The organism is Actinocorallia sp. A-T 12471 (genome assembly GCF_033875155.1).
Classification (GTDB): Bacteria; Actinomycetota; Actinomycetes; order Streptosporangiales; family Streptosporangiaceae; genus Actinocorallia.
In genome coordinates, this window is sequence record NZ_JAWZTE010000012.1 from 237767 (window position 1) to 255638 (window position 17872).

Here is a 17872-nt window from a genome sequence, read left to right on the forward strand (position 1 = left end):
AGGGGCCACCTCCCACTTTTCATGAACATCTTCCCGTATCGCCGACCACCCGCGCACCTCCGGGGTGCCCGCGCCTTTCCGTCAGGCTTTGTCCCGTGGGCTTTGTCGCACGGAATTGGTCTAGACCCTTGGTTCTGCGGGCGGGGGGTGCGGCAGCATCGTTGCTGATCAACGGGCATGCGGCCGCGTCTCATGACTTGCCGAAAGTAAGTACTTGGGGGTAACTTGACCGACGCCTGACGAGAGTGTCAGGAATCACCCCGTAAATCCCGAGTTTGGGGAACCCCCACATGAAGCATGCGGTAACCACCGGCTCCGCCCCGACCGGCCGGGTCAACTGGAAGCGGTTCGGCCTGATGATGGTCCCCGCGGGCCTCGTCGTCGGCGCGTTCGGCTTCGCGACGGCCTCCGGCGCGCTCGCGTCGTCGTTCGTGATCTCCGGCAGCAACTTCAAGGTCACCGCCGACAAGCTCGAGGGCGAAGGCTTCGTCCAGTACGGCAGGACCATCACCCCCACCGGCAAGGGCACGGTCCCCGTCGCGGTCTCCGGCATCGCCAAGGCCAAGATCACCAACATGTGCCAGTCGGTCGCGGTCGGCCCGTTCGCGCTGCGGCTCACCGCGGGCGACGCGGGCAAGCCCGTCAGCGCCACCAACCTCGTCCTCGACGTCGAGCAGCTCGCCGGTGACGCGGTGTTCTCCGACATGCAGATCGGCGTCGACGCCTCGACCGTCAGCGCCGCTGGCAAGGACATCCACAGCGACACCAAGGGCGCGTTCGGCCAGCAGGCCGCGACCGTGGTCATCACCGACCTCGACCAGACCGCCTGGTCGACCACCGCGGGCACCTTCACCCTCCCCAACCTGAAGCTCGGCTTCGGTGGAAGCGACAATGTCTGCAAGTAGCGCGCACGCGTCGCTCGCCGGATTCCGGCACTGGCGGCGGACACGTCCCTTCTGGGGTGGCGTGTTCGCCGTCCTGGCTGGCGTCGAACTCATCGCGATCCCCTACGCGCCCCTCGCCGTCAGCATCCACCAGGGCATGCCCGGGGTCGCCTCCTGGCTGGCCGGGGCGATGCTCGTCGCGGGCGGGGTGCTCGCCTGGGTCCACCCGGTCCAGCGGCACTTCTACGGCATCATCACGATGCTCGCCGCGCTCGCGTCGTTCCCGTCCTCCAACCTCGGCGGGTTCTTCCTCGGCCTGCTGCTCGGCGTCGTCGGCTCGGGCATGATCTTCGCCTGGTCGCCGGGCCGCGACCGTTCGGCTGAGACGCCCGGCCGTGACGAGATCGTTCCCGGCCTCGTCTCCTGACGTCACCCTAGGAAACTCCCCTTGCGCGCCAAGCCTCTGGCCCTGACCCTGCTCCCGCCGCTTCTCGCCGCTCTGTACGCCGCCCCGGCTTTCGGGGAGGAGACCCCGCAGACGGCGACTCCAAGGACGGCCGCCTCCCCCGCGGCCGCTCCCACGGCGGAGACGGAGCCGTCCTCCCCGGCTCCGTCTCCGTCGCCCTCCACCACGCCCACCCCCGAGGCGTCTCCCACGCCCGCCCCGGAGACGTCGCCTTCGACGGCCGTCCCCGAGCCGTCGGCCTCTCCCAGCGAGACGGCCGACGACAAGGCGACGGAGACAGCGCAGGAGAAGGACGAGGCTAAGGACGGGTGTCCCGAGGTTCCCGCTGACCCCGCCTCGGTCACCCGTGAGGAGGCGGCGGCCTTCTACAGGGCGTGGGCCGCCGAGGAGTGCGCGGTGTCCGGGAGCGCGGCGAAGGCCGTCAAGGCGAGCGGGCTCACGACCTACACCGAGGACGTCACCCTCACCGCCGCGTCCCTCACCCAGACCGGGCTCGCGTACGACGGCGTCGTCACGCTGCCCACGTCGGACGGGACCAAGCGGCTGCTGAAGTTCTCGATGAAGACCGCGAAGCTCACTGGCCTCCGTCAGACCGCGCGCGGCTCGACCCTCACCGCGACCGAGTTCGCGTTCTCCGGCGACGTCGTCATGTACGCGGCGAGCATCTCCGGCAAGGCGTTCGGCCTGCTCCCGATGACGCTCACCCCGGACGCGCCCCCGCCGCTCGTGCTGCCGCTGATGACGTTCACCGACGTCACCGTCAAGGGCACCGCCGTCACCGCGACGACCGCGACCGTGAAGGGCCTCAAGCAGGGCTGAGCGTCACCTCAGCAGCAGGAACGCGACGACGATCGCGGCCACCGCCACCATGACCGAGAGCACGATCACCACGGTGTGCAGCGTGTTGCGGCCCTGCACCGGGACCGGCATGGGCGGCGGCGTCGGGTAGGGCGGCTGGACGTACGCGTAATGCTGCTGCTGCTGCGGCGGCTGCGGCACGTGCGGCTGCTGCTCAAGCGACCACCCGGGCGGCTCGAGCACGGTCCGCGCCTCGGGCTCCGGCTGCGGCTGCGGGGTCGGCTTCGGCGTCGGCTGCGGGGGCTGCCGTGGGACGCGCAGCGCCCGCGCGCCGGGGTCGAGCACGGTCTCCAGCGCGATCTCCTGCGGCCGGTCGAGATCGCGCGGCCGGTCGAGCACTGTCTCGTCGAACTGGGTGGGCAGCGCGTTCGGCCGCGACGTCGACACGTCGGACAGCAGCGGCAGCGCCTGGTCGCCGGTCATCCGCGCGGCGGGCTCGCGCACCAGCAGCCCCTCAAGGACCCGGGTCAGCCTTCCGGCGTTGACGGGACGCGGTACCGGCTCGGAGAGCGCGGCCTGCAAGGCGGCCATCGCGTCCGGCCGCTCGTACGGCGCGTACCCTTCGACGGCCGCGAACAGGGTCGCCCCCAGCGACCACAGGTCCGAGGCCGCGGTGGCGCGCTCGCCCTGCACCCGCTCCGGCGGGATGTAAGCGGGCGACCCCATGACCAGGCCCGTCTGGGTGAGCGTGACGTCGCCCTCCATCTGGGCGATACCGAAGTCGGTGAGGACGACCCGCGCAGGGCTCCCCGCGGTGATGAGGATGTTCGAGGGCTTCACGTCGCGGTGCAGGATGCCCCGGTTGTGCGCGGCGCGCAGCGCGTCGAGCACCTGGAGGCCGATCTCGGCGGCGCGCCACGGGTCGATGGTGCGCTCGGCGTCGAGGATCTCCTGGAGGGAGGGCGCCTCCACGAGCTCCATGACGATCCAGGGCCGCCCCTCCTCCTCCACCACGTCGTGCACGGTGACGACGTTGGGGTGGTTGAGCCGGGCCGACGCCTTGGCCTCGCGAAGGGTGCGCTGCTTGAGCACGTCCTTCTCTTTCTGGGTGAGGCCGGGCCCGAACGTGACCTCCTTGACCGCGATGTCGCGGTCGAGCATGGTGTCGCGGGCGCGCCAGACCGCACCCATGCCGCCCCGGCCGATCTCGCTCACCAGCCGGTACCTGCCGCCGAGCAGCCGCGCCGGACCCTGTTCCATAACGTGTTTCTCCCCCGGGCTCTGGAGAACAGGTTCACCACCATCTCATGAAGCACACGAATTCAGAATATTCTGAGCGGAAGCCTTGTTCTTCCCCCAATTCGCCCCGGGGAAGACGACGAACAGGGCGACATGATCGTCCTTGGCGACGAACCTGCGATTGACCGCGCGCATCCACTCGCCGTCGGCGTTGCGAAATCTGTGCCACAGCTCGGCGGCCGGACCGTCGCCGAGCTGGAAGTCCTTGAGCTTGGTCTGGCGGAAGCCGTTGAGGTCCTTGCCGTAACCGGTGAAGGAGTCGCGCGCCGACGGGCTCGCGCCCCCGTTGGACCAGTCACGCAGGTCGAGCTGCACATACGCGCCGGAATTCGGGTCCTGCCAGCGCACGTAGCGCTTCTCCGAGTCGTAGTGGCTCTGCTCCCAGTCGCCGGGCAGGCGCACGCTGTACCCGAACGCCTCGCGGGTGCGCTCCGGGCCGAAGATCCTGTCCTGGAAGACGTAGCCGACCCCGCCGACCAGCATGACCGTGGCGAGGGCGACGGCAAGGACAAGCCGCCACGACGACCGCTTCCCCTCCCGGCGCGGCGCGGACGTCGTCGGCGCGGACGGGGCCGTCCGGTTCTCCGGGTACACCGCGCGCTCCGAACGCACCGCGCGCTCGGGATAGACCGCGCGCTCGGCGTACACCGGACGCGCGTCCTCGCTCCTGGGCGCCGGAACCGACGGCCGCACCGCCGACACCGGGTCGGGCGACGTCCTGACCGCGGAGATCTGCGGCATGAACAGCGACTCGTAGGTGTCGCCGCTGCGCTGCGCCTCGGGCACCGGGCGCGGCGCGGGGGTGGGCGGCAGCGACCTCGTCTCGGCGAGCGCCCTGTGCAGCAGCTCGGCGGCGGTCGCGCCGTCGATCCGCGCGTCCGGGTCCTTCTCCAGCAGGCCGGTGATGACCCTGGCCAGCGGGCCCGCGCGCGTCGGCGTCGGCAGCGGCTCCATCATCACCGCCGCCAGCGTCGAGAGCACCTCGGGCCGCTCGAACGGCGGCCTGCCCTCGCACGCGGCGTACATCAGCATCCCCAGCGCCCACAGGTCGGACGCCGGACCCGGCTTCAGCCCCTGCGCGCGCTCCGGCGACAGGTACGCGGGCGACCCCATGACGATGCCCGTCTGGGTGAGCGTCGCGTCGCCCTCGAGCTGGGCGACGCCGAAGTCGGTGAGGATCACCCTGTCGTCGGCGAGCATCACGTTCGCGGGCTTCACGTCGCGGTGCAGGATGCCCGCGGCGTGCGCGGCGCGCAGCGCGCCGAGCACCTGCTCGCCGATCTCGGCGACCCTGTCGAGCGGCAGCGGGCCGCTGGAGTCGAGCGAGTCCTGGAGGGTGCGCGCCCGCACGTACTCCATGACGATCCAAGGAGCGCCGTTCTCCTCCTCCTCGACCACGTCGTGTACCACGACGATGCCCGGATGGCTCAGCCTCGCCGCCGCCCGCGCCTCGCGGAGCATCCGCTTGTACAGCACCTCGCGCGCGGCGTCGTCGAGCCCGCGCGGCGCGATGACCTCCTTCACCGCGACGTCACGGCCGAGCAGCTCGTCCTTGGCGAGCCAGACCGTCCCCATGCCGCCGCGGCCCAGTACCGAGTCCAGGCGGTACCGGGTGCCCAGCAGTCTCCCTTCGCCCTGTGTCATCGGGGTCCCCATCGGTCGGCTGCGGTCATTTGCCCTTGAAGCTCGCATACAGCGGCTGGAGTTTCTGCATCGTCGCGTCCCAGGTCGAGGCGGGGGCCATGACCAGGATGGCGTAGCCCATGTCGCCCATGACGAAGCCGCGGTTCAGCGCGCGCATCTCACCGCCGCTGTTGCCGCGGAAGGTGAACTCCCAGTCGGCCGACGCCTTGCCGTCGGCGCTCGGCACCGGCAGGCCGCCGGCCCCCGTCGGCCTGATCTCCAGGAGCCGGTAGCCGGTGAAACTGGCGGACGGGGCCTGCTGCTGCCAGTCGGCCAGCGCGCTGGGGCCCGGGGCGTCGGTCTGCCCGATCTGGACGCGCACGCCGCCCTCGCCGTTGAAGAAGTGGTTCTCGGCGTTCGACCTGTCCGGCGCGCCGAAGTCGTTCGGCACGAACATCGAGTAGCCGGAAGGGTCCTGGTAGAGGCGGTAGCCGGGAGGCGGCGTCTGGGCCGAGGGGGTCTCGGACTGCGGTTTGTCCGACGGGGACGGCGTGCCGCCCGCGTTCGGCTGGCTCGTTCCGGTTCCGGTTCCCGTTCCTGACGCGGTGGCCGTCGGCAGGCTCGCGGTGTTCTTCGCGCCGCCCGAGGTGAAGCTCTGCGCGAGCGCGATCCCGCCGACGATCATCGCGGTGACCAGCACGATCGCGGCGACGATCAGCGCGGTCGTGCGGTTGCCCGACGAGCGTGCCGCCGACGTCGGCTCGCCGAGCAGGCCGAGGCCCGTGTCGGGCAGCCGCTCGGCGGTCGTCGGCGCGGCCTCGGCGGGCTCGGAGCGCAGCGCGAGCGGCCGCTCGTAGTCGCCGCTCAGCTTCCCGTCGCGGGCGATCTCGTCGAGCATCCGGCCCGCCTCGTGCGCGGTGAGCCTCGTCTCGGGGTCCTTGTCCAGCAATCCCTCGATGACCTGCCCGAGGGGGCCCGCCTTCTCCGACGCGGGCACGTCGTCGGTGATGATCGCGATAAGGGAGGCCATCGGCTCCGGCCGCTCATACGGCGACCTGCCTTCGACCATCGCGTATAGCGTGATGCCCAGCGACCACAGGTCCGACGCGGGACCGGCGACCTTGCCGCGCGCGCGCTCAGGCGCGATGTACGCGGGCGACCCCATGACGAGTCCGGTGGCGGTGAGCGTCGCGTCGCCGGTGGACGTCGCGATGCCGAAGTCGGTGAGCACCGCGCGGTCGCCCGCCGCGAGCAGCACGTTCGACGGCTTCACGTCGCGGTGCAGGATGCCGGCCTCGTGCGCGGCGTGCAGCGCGCTGATCATCTGCCCGCCGATCCGCGCGGCGCGCCGGAAGTCGAGGGTGCCCTGGCCCTTGATCACCCGGTCGAGTGAGTCGGCCTTGATCAGCTCCATGACGATCCAGGGCCGCCCGTCCTCCTCGACCACGTCGTAGACGGTGACGACCCCGGGGTGCGCGAGCCGCGCGGCGGTGCGCGCCTCGCGGAACGTGCGGCGGTGCTGGAGGTCGCGCTCCTCGTCGGTCAGCCCGTGCGGAAGGATGACCTCCTTGACCGCGACGTCCCTGCCGAGCACCTCGTCGAAAGCCTGCCACACCGTGCCCATGCCGCCCCTGCCGACCTGCGCGTGCAACCGGTATCGACGTGCCAGCATCCGGTCACTCGGGGTCTCGTTCGGCATAGAAGCGACCATATCCAGGTTCGAAGGTGCATTTTGGCGACGTCCCGACCAGGAACCCGCTCTGGTTGCGTTAGACGCCACAAAGCCAGCGAAGGTTCGACGCTCCCCCGAAACCCGAACGCGGACCGCACCGGATCACTGGCAGCCTGTCGCCCCAAGCATAGTGTCCCGGTATGTCCTTATGTTTAAGGTTGCCCTGCCTTCCGGGCCACCCAGAGCGCCCAGAGGATCAGCGGAACCTGCAACGGAAGCCTCGCCTGGGCGGCAAGGCGCAGCGGGCGCGGCTTGGACTTCCAGTCGCGGGCCATCCGGACGTTCGCGGGGAAGACCGCGGTGAACAACGCGGCGGCCGCCAGCGCGCCGAGGCGGCGGGTCGAGGGCGTCGCCACCGCGGCGGCCACGGCGAGCTCCGCTATGCCGCTCAGATGCGTCCAGGAGCGCGGATCGCCCGGCAGGGCCCTGGGCACGATCGCGTCGAAGGGCTTCGGGGCGACGAAGTGCATGACGCCCGCCGCGGCGAGCAGCGCGCTCAACCGGAGTGCGGGGGCGTGGGAACTTCGGGCGGTCTCAGTCATGGGGGCAAACTAACCCACGAGTCACTTAGTGGGTAGAGTGCGCGCCGAGACCGCTCGGCGATCCGTCCGGCGATCGCCAGGCCCGCAGAACGCAGGAGGCTCGTTTGAACTGGGGACTGACCATTCCGCTGCCCGGCGTCAAGCTCGCCGACCACCGCGCGCTGGTGGAGGAGCTGCCCGGCCTCGGCTACACCGACGTGTGGTCCGCCGAGACCAACGGCCCCGACGGCTTCACCCCGCTCGCCCTGACGTCCCAGTGGGCGCCCGGCCTGCGGCTCGGCCCGGCGATCGTGCCCGTCTACACGCGCGGCCCCGCCCTGCTCGCCCAGCAGGCCGCGACCCTCGCCGACCTCGCCCCCGGCCGCTTCGTCCTCGGCATCGGCACGTCGAGCGACACCATCGTCGAACGCTGGAACGGGATCCCGTTCACCGAGCCGTTCGCGCGCGTCCGCGACACCCTGCGCTTCCTGCGCCGCGCTCTGGCCGGCGAGAAGGTCACCGACGAGGCCCTGGGCGTCAAGGGGTTCAAGCTCGAGGCCGCGCCCGAGATCGCGCCGCAGATCGCGCTGGCCGCCCTGCGCCCCGGCATGCTGCGCCTCGCCGCCCGCGAGGCCGACGCCGCCATCACCAACTGGCTGTCCGCCGAAGACGTCAGGACGGTACGGGCGGCGTTCCACCCGGACAAGGAACTTCTCGCCCGGCTGTTCGTCGTCCCCACCGAGGACGCCGAGGAAGCCCGTCGTCTGGGCAGGTGGCTCATCACGTCGTACCTGAACGTGCCCGTCTACCGCGCCTTCCACGAGTGGCTGGGACGCGGCGAGGCGCTGGGGCCCATGTTCGAGACGTGGGCGGCGGGAGACCGTCAGGGGGCGCTCAAGGCGATCCCGGACGAGGTCGTGGACGACCTCGTCATCCACGGGTCGCCGACGCAGTGCCGCGCCCGGATCGAGGCGTATGTCGCCAACGGGCTCACCACGCCCATCCTCGCGATCCTGCCCAACACGCAGCTGAACGGCTTCGACGCCGTCCGCGCGCTCGCCCCCGCGGCGTAGGACCTCACCGCCCGGCCCCGCACCCCGGGGGCCGGGCGGTCGCGGGATCTCGGACCAATTAGAACTTGTTCTATTTTGGGGGCGCGGGGATAGTTGTGGCGCACCCCGCGTCCGCACGAGGAAGGCCCGCCCGATGATCGGTCCCCTTGACGAGTACCCCCTCCACCAGGCGCCGCTGCCCATCGCCTGGGCCGCCACCAGCGACCGCAACTTCTACGACCGCTGCTACCTGAACGCCCACGACAGGACCGGCGACATCTTCGTCATCACGGGCGCGGGCTACTACCCCAACCTCGGCACGAAAGACGCGTTCGTGCTCGTGCGGCGCGGAGACGTCCAGACCGTCGTCCGCCTCGGGGACGCGATAGACGACGACAGGCTGAACCAGCGCGTCGGGCCGTACCGGATCGAAGTGGTCGAACCGCTGCGGCGGCTGCGCGTCGTCCTCGAGGAGACCGAGGGCATCGCCATGGACCTGACGTGGGAGGGGTCCTTCGACGTCGTCCAGGAACAGCCGCACCTCATGCGGACGGGAAGCCGCGTCACCCTCGACGCGCAGCGCTTCGCCCAGGTGGGGACGTGGAGCGGGACCCTGTCCATCGACGGCGAGGAGATCGCCGTAACGCCCGACCGTTGGGTGGGCACCCGGGACCGCTCCTGGGGCATCCGTCCCGTCGGCGAAGCCGAGCCTCCGGGGAAGCCCGCCGACCCTCCGTTCGAAGGCATGTGGTGGACCTACGTGCCGCTTCGGTTCGATGACTACGCCGTCGTCCTCATCATGCAGGAGCAACCCGACGGCTTCCGCACCCTCAACGACTGCACCCGCGTGTGGAAGGACGGCCGCGTAGAGCAACTCGGCTGGCCCCACGTCGCCGTACGGTACGCGCCGGGCACCCGCATCCCCACGGGCGCGACCATCACCTGCACCACCCCGTCCCGCGAAACCCTCACCCTCGAGATCGAGTCCCTCCTCGCCGTACCCATCCACGTAGGAGCCGGCTACGGCGGCGACCCCGACTGGTCCCACGGCATCTGGAAAGGCCCCAACTTCACCGAACGCGCCACCTACAACATCACCGCCCCCGACGTAGCGGGCCGCGTCATGTTCGGCGTCATAGACCACGTAGCCCACGCCACCTGCAACGGCGCCGACGGCTGGGGCCTCTTCGAACACGCCGCCCTAGGCCGCCACACCCCCTCCGCCTTCCCAGACTGGCTAACCGTAACTCCCCCCACCCCTGCCTAACCCCCCACCGCACCTCGGCGGCATCAGCCGGTGATCCCGCGCCTCAAGCCGCCGTCTCCCCTCCGGCCCCCTCGCCCAGCGCCCCATCCCTCCGGCCCAGCCCCGACGCCCCCGCCCACTCCCGGGACATTCCCCCCAAAGCCCGCGATCCAGCCAGTGCAGCCAAACTTCCCCCTGGCCCGTCGGCGGGGCGGCGTCGGAACCCAACGACGTCAACGGCTCAGGCGCGTCGAGGCTCGGCAGGGCGTGGCTCTCGGCGAGGCCGAGGCCCCAACGGCGTCAACCGCTCAGCGCGCCTGGAGCACTCGGCCGCATCGGGATCAGGCGCTCGGGCGTCAGGCGCACGGGGTAGGACGCTCGGCTGCGTCGGCCGCTCGGGCGGTGGGGGACCCAGCGGCGTCGACCGCTCGGCGCGGCCGGAGCGCTCGGCGGCGTCGCGGTCAGGCACTCGGGCGTCAGCCGCACGGGGGCAGGGCGCTCGGGCGTTGGGGGGACCCAGCGGCGTCGACCGCTCGGCGCGGCCGGAGCACTCGGCGGCGTCGCGGTCAGGCACTCGGGCGTCAGCCGCATGGGGGTAGGGCGCTCGGGCGGTGGGGGACCCAGCGGCGTCGAGCGCTCGGCGAGGCCGGTGCACTCGGGGGGTCAGGCGCTCGGCAGCGTCGCGCGCTCAGGGATCAAGCGCTCGGCGGGGGTAGGGCGCTCGGGGCGGCGGGCGCTCGGCGGGGTTAGGGGTTCGGCGGGGTCGGGCATTCGCTCTGCTCGGTCGCCGCCAGGCGACCGAGCAGAGCGTGGGGGTTTGGGGGGGTTAGAGCTCGTTCAGGAGTTTTTCCAGGAGGCGGGTCGCGGTGTTGTCGTAGGCGAAGGGGTCGTCCGGGGGCACCAGGTCGTAGTGGATGAAGAGCTGACCTATCCGAGCCATGACGGCGGCGAACTTGAGACCCGAGAGGACGTCGTAGGGGCGGAGGTCGTCAAGGTCGCGGCCCAGAAGCTCGGCGTAACGGGCGATGGTCTGCTCCCGGGACGGGAACCCCGGTAGTCCGTCCGCTCCGACGGCCTCCTTGTGGTGCCGGTCGAGGTACAGGTACCAGGCAAGGTCCTCCTCCGGCTGGCCCAGCGTGACCATCTCCCAGTCGAGGATCGCCGTGACCTCGCCGTCGACGAACAGCAGGTTCCCGATCCGCGAGTCGCCCCACAGCAGCCCGTGCGGCCTGCTCTCCACAGGCGCGTTCGCGCGCAACCACTCAAGCGCGCGTTCCGCGACGGGAACCCTGCCCGTGTAACCCCAGCTCAGGTAGTTCTCCCAGTAAGCGAGGCGCTGGGCCCATCCCGTAGGCCCGTACTTCGCCTGGTCCACGTACTCCAGGCCCTTCACGTCCTGGTGGTGGATCGACGCCATAGCGCGAAGACCCGCGTCCCACAGCGAACCGCGCTCCTTCTCGCTGATCTCGGTGACCCACCCCTCCTGGTGGTAGGTCGGCATGTCGGACGGGGCGCGTCCCGGGCAGGCCGCCATGACGAAGAAGGGCGCGCCGAGGAGGGAGGCGTCGGGCTCGTACCAGAAGACCTCCGGCACGGGCAGGCCGCGCGAACGCAGCTCCCGGAGCACCTCGTACTGCTCCTCGAAGCGCGGCTCGGGGAAGATCTGGTGCCCCGTCGGCGCGACCTTGGCGACGTAGTCCGCGCCGCCCGCGCTGAACAGCAGCGTCTCGGCCGAGAAGCCGCTCGTCGCCGGGGTCTCGAGCCGCTCCACCGTCGGGGACGGCAGCCGGTCGGCGAGCCAGCCTTCCAGGACGGAACGCGTCAGCTCCGGGTCGCGCTGGTCTGGAACGGGCACGTGAACACCACCTAACTAGCGCTTGGTCATCATTCCACCGCAAGGTAAACCCTCCCGGCCCGGCTGGGAAGGGTCCACCTAAAATGCGAAAGGTGAAGATCAAGGCGGTTTTCTTCGACATCGGGGAGACCCTCATCAACGAGGGCCGGATCTACGGCGCGTGGGCCGACTGGCTCGGCGTGCCCCGGCACACCTTCCTCGCCGTACTCGGCGGCGTCATAGCGCGCGGCGAACCGCACATGAACGTCTTCGAGCACTTCAGACCCGGGTTCGACCTCGTCGCCGAGGAGGCCGCGCGCGCGGCCGCGGGCGTCCCCAACGGCTTCGGCGAGGAGGACCTGTACCCCGACGCGCGCAGGTGCCTCGCCGCCCTGCGGCGGGCCGGCTACGTCGTCGGCGTCGCGGGCAACCAGCCGCGCGAGGCGGCCGCCCGGTTCGCCGCGCTCGGCCTTGAGTCCGACATAGCGGCCATGTCGGCCGAGTGGGGCGTCGAGAAGCCGTCACCCGCGTTCTTCACCCGGCTCTGCGAGGAGGCGTCGCTTCCCGCGTCGGAAATCCTCTACGTCGGCGACCGCGTCGACAACGACGTCGTCCCCGCCGCCGCACACGGCCTCCAGACCGCGTTCCTCCTACGCGGCCCCTGGGCCTACGTCCAAGCCCTCGCCCCCCTCCCCGTCACCCCCACCTACACCATCCCCGACCTGGACGCCCTGGTCACACTCCTGACCTGACCCGACAATCCACACAATCCATCCCCAAGCGCCCGCTCCTCGGACCCGGCCCGATGCCGGAACGCGTCGTCGGCGCACCCCGATACCGCGGAGAGGGTGAGGCGCGGAGACCGACTTCGGCGGTAGGCCGAGTCGCGTCGTCGGCGCACCCCGATACCGCCAAGGGGGTAGGCGGCGCGGCGGGGCGTGGCCGTCAGGGCCGGGTGTTGTGTGGGGACCTCTCGGGAAATGTGCGGTTCGTGGTACCGCGGGTGCGTGGGATGGGCGGCCCTTAGGGGATGTCCCTTAATGCCGTGGGGTGAGACGGAAACCGTCCGAGGAGAGGATTCCGGGCGAGGGTCGGTTGCCTAGCGTGGAGGGCAGAACGGGAACGAGAGCCCGGCCGCAGCGCCGGGCCCCCACCACGGGAGGAACCACCATGAGCACGCTCTACCGGCCGGGTCGCGGCCACGGAGGACGAATGATCGCCGGGGTGTGCGCGGGACTCGCGCGCAGGTTCGGACTCAACGTGACGCTGGTCCGGCTGCTCGCCGTCCTGTCCTGCATCCTGCCTGGCCCGCAGTTCATCATCTACATCATCCTGTGGATCATGATGCCGAACGAACGGAGCGGCCACTACACGCGCGTCCCTTGAAGGCGCCATCCCGAACCCGTGAAAATGCGTAAGGTACCGACTGCGTCACCGTACGCTACCGCGAGGTGTGTGCGGCCCCCCGCGCCGGTCGGCCCTGTGCCTCTTGGAGTTTTGTGGGGCGGCGTGTTAGATCGGGGATCGGGAGGAGGGGCCGTGCGCGGGGACCTGAGCGAGCAAGCGGGACACTTCCTGCGTTTCCTGCGCGACCTGGCCCGCGCCCAGCGCGTCAGGGTCCTCGATGTCGACGCGCACGACGAGGTGCACTGGCTCGCCGAACTCCCGGCCGAGCTGCGGGTGCACACCGACGCGCGGCCCGGCGAGGTCCTGTTCGGGCTGCCGCCGATCCCGCTGACGCCGCCCGCCGCGCTCACCGAGTTCGACGGCTGGCTCGCGCTGCGCCGCTGGTACCGCACCCTGCGCGGGCACGTCGAGGTGCCGGAGGGCCGCGAACTCGTCCTGGCGACCGGCCTGCTCACCTGGACCGCCGCTGACGGCACCCGCGTCCGCGACCACCTGCTGCTCACCCCCGTCCGCGTCGCGGTGGACCCGGAGACCGAACGCGTCGACGTCGTCCTGTCCGACCGCCCCACCGTCCTGCGCGACCGCGAACTCCTCGAGGGCCTGCCCGGCTTCCACGCCGCCCGCACCGACTGGCTCCGCGACGCCGTCCGCTCCGGCCAGGGCTCCGCCCTGCGCGACTCCGCCACAGACATCCTCCGCAAGTGGTGCTCCTTCGCTTTCGACGAGCCCCTCCCCTTCCGCGACCACTGGACCACAACCCCCGCCGACCCCACCCCCCGCCTCCACCTCTCCCCCGCCCTCGTCCTCCGCCCCCTCTCCGACCTCTCCCTGGTCGACTACCTCGACACAATCCTCACCACCCTCACCACCCCCCTCCCGCCTCCCCCCACCCCCCAACCCCTCCCTTCTCCCCCCACCACCCCACCCTGGCCCCCCACCCCCAACACCCCACCCCTGCCCCCAACCCCGCCCACACAACAGCCCGCAGAACCACACAGCAGCACCGCTGAGCCACAAGGCACAGCCGACCACACAAGCCCACCCGCACCCACAGACGCAAGCACAAGCCCGCCCGCAGGCGCAGGCGCAGGCGCAGGCGCAGGCGCAGGCGCAGGCGCAGGCGCAGGCGCAGGCGCAGGCGCAGGCGCAGGCGCAGGCGCAGGCGCAGGCGCAGGCGCAGGCGCAGGCGCAGGCGAGAACACCGGAACACACGACAGCCGAACCTCGCACGAACACGCAGTCGCGCCCACCCCCACATGCGAGCCCGACACCACGCCCCCACACAGCAGCGCGCCCACGCACGCAAGACCAAGCGAGCCCGGCACAACCCCACACGACAACGCGCCCAACCCCGGACGCACAGGCCGGCCCGACACCACGCCCGCACTCGGAAACCCAAGCGAGCGCGAAGCCGCAAAACCGCCCGGCAGCATGCGCGAGCACAAAACCACAAGCGCGCCCAGCACAACCACACCCGGCACAAGCCCGCACGGCACAACCGCACCCGGCACAACCGCACCGGGCACAACCGCACCCGGCGATGCGAACAAGCCCGCAGCCGTAGAAGATCGCGAGACCACGCTCGCACCCGGGAATACGAGCGAGCACGAAGGCGCGGGCGAGCCCAGGAACCTACGCACGCACGAAACCACAAGCGCGCCCGGCACGACCGCACCCAACGATGTGCGCCCCAGCGCGGACGAGCACAAGACCACAAGCGAGCGAGCCACAACCGCACCAGGCGGCGCGAGCAAGCCCACGGCCGTGGAAGATCACGAGACTGCGCCCGGGAACACGGGCGCGCGCGAAGACGCGGCCGAGCACAAGCGCGCGGGCGAGCACGGAGGTCCGAAAGAACCCGGGAACGCGGGCGAACGCGGGAGCTCGGGCGAACGCGGGAGCGCAGGTGAGCACGGGAGCTCGGGCGAGCACGGAAGGTCAGGTGAACGCGGGAGCGCAGGTGAGCGCGGGAGCTCGGGTGAACACGGGAGGGCAAGTGAACGCGGGAGGTCAGGTGAGCGCGGGAGCTCGGGTGAACACGGGAGGGCAAGTGAACGCGGGAGGTCAGATGAGGGTCTGGACGTGGGTGTGGGCTCGGGAGGTGGGCAGGGAGCTGAGGTAGCGGGGAATTATGCCGAGGCGGGCGCGCGTGGCGATTCGGGCGCCCAGGGTGGCGACACCCCGAACGTGAACGTGGCGCAGTGCGCGGCGGGTGACGATGCGGAAGTGGGTGCACGCCCAGGTTCAGGTGCGGGCTCGGCCATCGGCGGGTCGTCGGAGACCGACCAGGTGCCGCGCGTTAGCCCAGTTGAACTCAGCGGCCCACCTGCACACCCAAGCCCAGGCGGGCACAGCGACAAGTCCTCCCACAGGCTCGCAGACGAACAACTCGAAGCAGCCCCTCCCAGAAGCGCACACGGACACGACGCGGGCGAGCGCGAGAGCACAAGCGGGCACGAGAACGCGGGCGGGTATGGGAGTGCGGGTGGGCAGAGTGACCTGGGCGTGTATGGGAGCGCGGGGGCGGGGAGTGAGGCGGGGGCGCGCGGGGGCGTGGGTGGGGGCACGCTTGAGGGGTTGAGTGGGGGCGGGGATGTGGGTGGGCGGAGGGTTTTGAGGGGGGGTGGGGTTGTTGGTGAGGTTTTGGGTGGGGGGTGGGTTGATGGGAGGGGGCGGTGGGTTGTTGGGGAAGAGGTGGGGGGTGGGCGGGTTGGTGGGGGTATTGGGAGGTTTTTGGGGGTTGGCGGGGAGGAGAGGGTGGCGCATGTGCGGGATCGGGGGGCGGCGGGAGGGTTGTTCACTGCCCTGTTGGGGCGGGGGCAGCGGGTGTTGGCGGTTACGGGGAAGGGGCGGGAACTGCGGGATGCGTTGCCGCCTGAGCTTGCGGGTTTGGCGGTGACTGTTGTGGGCGGGCGGGACGATGTGGCGGAGCGAGTCGCGGGGCTACAGCAGCGGGTCGCTACGTACGATCCTGAGCGGTATGAGCGGGTTCTCGGGGAGCGGGCGGCTCGGGCGGCGGGGCTCGATCGGGAGACCGCGCGGCTGCGTGAGGTGCTCGCCGAACTGTCGGCGGACGTGTCGTACGACTTCGGGCCCGGGTACCGGGGGTCGCTTGACGAAGTGCGGGAGCTGCTGCGGCCCGGGTATCCGTGGCTGCCCGTGGTTCCTGGGCTGCCCGAGCGGCCACCGCTGAGTGCGGCCGAGGCGGCGGAGCTCGCACGGCTGCTGGCGACGCGGACGCCGGAGCGCGCGGCGCGGTCGGCGCAGACACTGCCGGAGCCCGGCGCGCTGCCCGGCGTCGACCAGGTGCGGGCGCTGATCAGCGTCGCGCAGGTCCCCGCGCCCGACCCGGCCGGCGACCTCGCGCAGCGGCTCGCCGACCGTGATCCCGCCGTCGTCGACCGGCTTGAGGCCGCCGCGAACGCCGTCCACCGGGCGTTGAACGAGCTCGGCGTGAGCTGGGACAGCACCGACTGGACGCTGCGCGCGCTGCGCGACGGGATGGCCGGCCCGTCACCCGGCTGGGAACGGCTCTCCGCGCTCGGCGCACGCGCCGCCGAAGCCGACCGTGCGCTGCGCTCGGTCGGGGCAAGGTGGGTGCTCCTGCCGACGGGTTCGGAGGGCGAGCTGATCGCGGCAGCAAGGGAACTGCGCGCTTATCTGGCGGGCGGCGGCACCCTGAAACGCGGCCCGCTGCGGCCCGCCGTGCAGCGCCGGGCCGAGCCGCTGCTGACCGAGGCGACCGTCGATGGAGAGGCCCCGGCCACCGTCGAGCTGCTCGACGTGGTCATCGCCGCGCTCGAGGGCAGGCAGGCGGTCGAGGAACTCGTCGCGGCGTGGGCGGCGGCCGGCGTCGAGCTGACCGAGACGCCCGCGCTCGACGGCATGGTCGCGCAGCTCGCCGGGCTGTACACGAGGTTCACGCAGGTCAGGACGGCGCTGCGCGCGATCAACGACACCGCGGCGCTGCTGCACAGGTCGGGGCTGCCCGTGCCGTTGACGTCGCCGGAGGCGTGGATCTCCTACCGGAGCGCGCTGGAGACCGTCCGGATAAGGCGGCGCGCGTCGACGGCCTGGGCGGCGCTCGCGTCGGTGCGTCAGGCGGTCGATCTGCGGATCCGGCGCGGCGGCGCGCCGCCCGAGCTGACGGCCGCGGCGGCGGCCCTGTCGGCGCGTGATCTGCCCGCTTACGAGCGCTGCCTCGCCGCGTTGGACAGGGCCCGTGAGGAGCAGCGGGCGCAGCTCCGGTGCGACGAGCTGCTGGCGCGGCTGCGCGAGGCCCACCCGGCGCTCGGCGCGGTGACGGAGATCGTGCCCGAGGAGTGGGAGGCGGCCTGGCGGTGGGCGCACGTTTCGTCCTACCTGCTGGACCGTCCCCGCTCGGCGGCAGAGGAGGCCGCCGAGGCTGAGCTGGCGCGGGCCGAGGCGCGGGCCGCCGAGGCCAAGACCGCCCTCGCGGCGGCCGAGGCGTGGAACTGGGCGCTGCGCCGGTCGGGCGGTCGGCCGACGCCGGAGGCGCTGCCGCTGTGGATCATGCCGCTCGACCAGGTGCCGAAGACCATCGCCCCGACCCCCGACGCGTTCGACGTGGTCGTGGTCGACCACACCGGCGAGGGCGCCGAGGCGCTGTTCCTGCTCTGGCTCGCGCCGCGCGTGATCATCCTCGGAGAGGGCGGGGAGGTCCCGGCCGACACCGCGCTCACCCCCGCCTCGACGTTCTTCGGCGCGCTCGCGGCGAGGTTCACCGTGCTCGACTCGAGCGGGGCGGCGCGCCCGCCCGTCCGCGAGGTGCCCGCACCACGGCCTTCGGGGGGATTTGTCCCGGGACGTTCCATCGTCGCCTACCAGCGCGACGAGTTGCGCGACATCGTCGCGCGGCTGGCGGCGGACACGGGGCTGGCGGGCGATCCGCTGGTCGCCAGGGCCCGCGCGCTCCTCGCCTGCCCCGACGACGAACGCGACATCGTGGAAGCGCGGCTGCGTTTCGCGGTGCGTTCTCTGGCAGGGTGA

14 protein-coding genes are annotated in these 17872 nt (G+C 71.7%); 8 read left to right on the forward strand and 6 right to left on the reverse strand.

Annotated elements, in window-relative coordinates; genetic code table 11:
* Window positions 1-290 precede the first annotated feature (290 nt).
* From R9X44_RS28610 to R9X44_RS28620, 3 genes are read left to right on the forward strand one after another with little or no spacing between them, the layout of a single operon-like run.
* Window positions 291-905 (forward strand): DUF6230 family protein, encoded by a 615-nt coding sequence (locus R9X44_RS28610; protein ID WP_319817415.1) that lies wholly within the window; start codon window positions 291-293, stop codon window positions 903-905.
* Window positions 892-1311: a DUF6114 domain-containing protein gene (locus R9X44_RS28615; protein ID WP_319817416.1), complete on the forward strand. Its 420-nt coding sequence runs from the start codon at window positions 892-894 to the stop codon at window positions 1309-1311. The genes R9X44_RS28610 and R9X44_RS28615 overlap by 14 nt, the downstream gene beginning before the upstream one ends.
* A 21-nt stretch (window positions 1312-1332) precedes the next feature.
* Window positions 1333-2169, forward strand: a complete 837-nt coding sequence (locus R9X44_RS28620; RefSeq protein ID WP_319817417.1) for a hypothetical protein — start codon at window positions 1333-1335, stop codon at window positions 2167-2169.
* Between the two features lie 3 nt (window positions 2170-2172).
* On the opposite strand, the gene R9X44_RS28625 is transcribed toward R9X44_RS28620, so the two are convergent.
* The 4 genes from R9X44_RS28625 to R9X44_RS28640 form a co-directional block, all read right to left on the reverse strand.
* Window positions 2173-3408 (reverse strand): serine/threonine-protein kinase, encoded by a 1236-nt coding sequence (locus R9X44_RS28625; protein ID WP_319817418.1) that lies wholly within the window; start codon window positions 3406-3408, stop codon window positions 2173-2175.
* 45 nt (window positions 3409-3453) lie between these two features.
* A complete protein-coding gene (locus tag R9X44_RS28630; RefSeq protein ID WP_319817419.1) occupies window positions 3454-5091 on the reverse strand; it encodes a serine/threonine-protein kinase in 1638 nt (545 codons plus the stop codon).
* A 25-nt stretch (window positions 5092-5116) separates the two neighbouring features.
* On the reverse strand, window positions 5117-6769 hold the full coding sequence (locus R9X44_RS28635) for a serine/threonine-protein kinase (RefSeq protein ID WP_319817420.1): 1653 nt from the start codon (window positions 6767-6769) through the stop codon (window positions 5117-5119).
* Window positions 6770-6954: 185 nt separating this feature from the next.
* A complete protein-coding gene (locus tag R9X44_RS28640) occupies window positions 6955-7344 on the reverse strand; it encodes a hypothetical protein (protein ID WP_319817421.1) in 390 nt (129 codons plus the stop codon).
* 104 nt (window positions 7345-7448) lie between these two features.
* Here R9X44_RS28640 and R9X44_RS28645 point away from each other — a divergent pair, with 104 nt between their 5' ends.
* Entirely contained in the window at window positions 7449-8396 is a 948-nt protein-coding gene (locus R9X44_RS28645) for an LLM class F420-dependent oxidoreductase (protein ID WP_319817422.1), read from the forward strand.
* Between the two features lie 133 nt (window positions 8397-8529).
* Window positions 8530-9642 (forward strand): hypothetical protein, encoded by a 1113-nt coding sequence (locus tag R9X44_RS28650; protein WP_319817423.1) that lies wholly within the window; start codon window positions 8530-8532, stop codon window positions 9640-9642.
* A gap of 805 nt (window positions 9643-10447) precedes the next feature.
* Here R9X44_RS28650 and R9X44_RS28655 read toward each other — a convergent pair.
* On the reverse strand, window positions 10448-11476 hold the full coding sequence (locus tag R9X44_RS28655) for a phosphotransferase family protein (protein WP_319817424.1): 1029 nt from the start codon (window positions 11474-11476) through the stop codon (window positions 10448-10450).
* An 83-nt stretch (window positions 11477-11559) separates the two neighbouring features.
* On the opposite strand from R9X44_RS28655, the gene R9X44_RS28660 reads away from it, so the two are divergent.
* Both R9X44_RS28660 and R9X44_RS28665 read left to right on the forward strand, forming a co-directional pair.
* Window positions 11560-12207 carry an HAD family hydrolase gene (locus R9X44_RS28660; protein WP_319817425.1) on the forward strand — a complete coding sequence of 216 codons (648 nt, stop codon included), beginning with the start codon at window positions 11560-11562 and terminating at the stop codon, window positions 12205-12207.
* A gap of 418 nt (window positions 12208-12625) precedes the next feature.
* Window positions 12626-12841: a PspC domain-containing protein gene (locus tag R9X44_RS28665; RefSeq protein WP_319817426.1), complete on the forward strand. Its 216-nt coding sequence runs from the start codon at window positions 12626-12628 to the stop codon at window positions 12839-12841.
* Between the two features lie 126 nt (window positions 12842-12967).
* Here R9X44_RS28665 and R9X44_RS28670 read toward each other — a convergent pair whose 3' ends face one another.
* Entirely contained in the window at window positions 12968-13477 is a 510-nt protein-coding gene (locus tag R9X44_RS28670; protein WP_319817427.1) for a hypothetical protein, read from the reverse strand.
* 2307 nt (window positions 13478-15784) lie between these two features.
* Between R9X44_RS28670 and R9X44_RS28675 the strand changes: the two genes are divergently transcribed.
* The gene (locus tag R9X44_RS28675; protein ID WP_319817428.1) at window positions 15785-17872 is read left to right on the forward strand and encodes a hypothetical protein; all 2088 of its coding nucleotides are present in this window, start codon (window positions 15785-15787) and stop codon (window positions 17870-17872) included.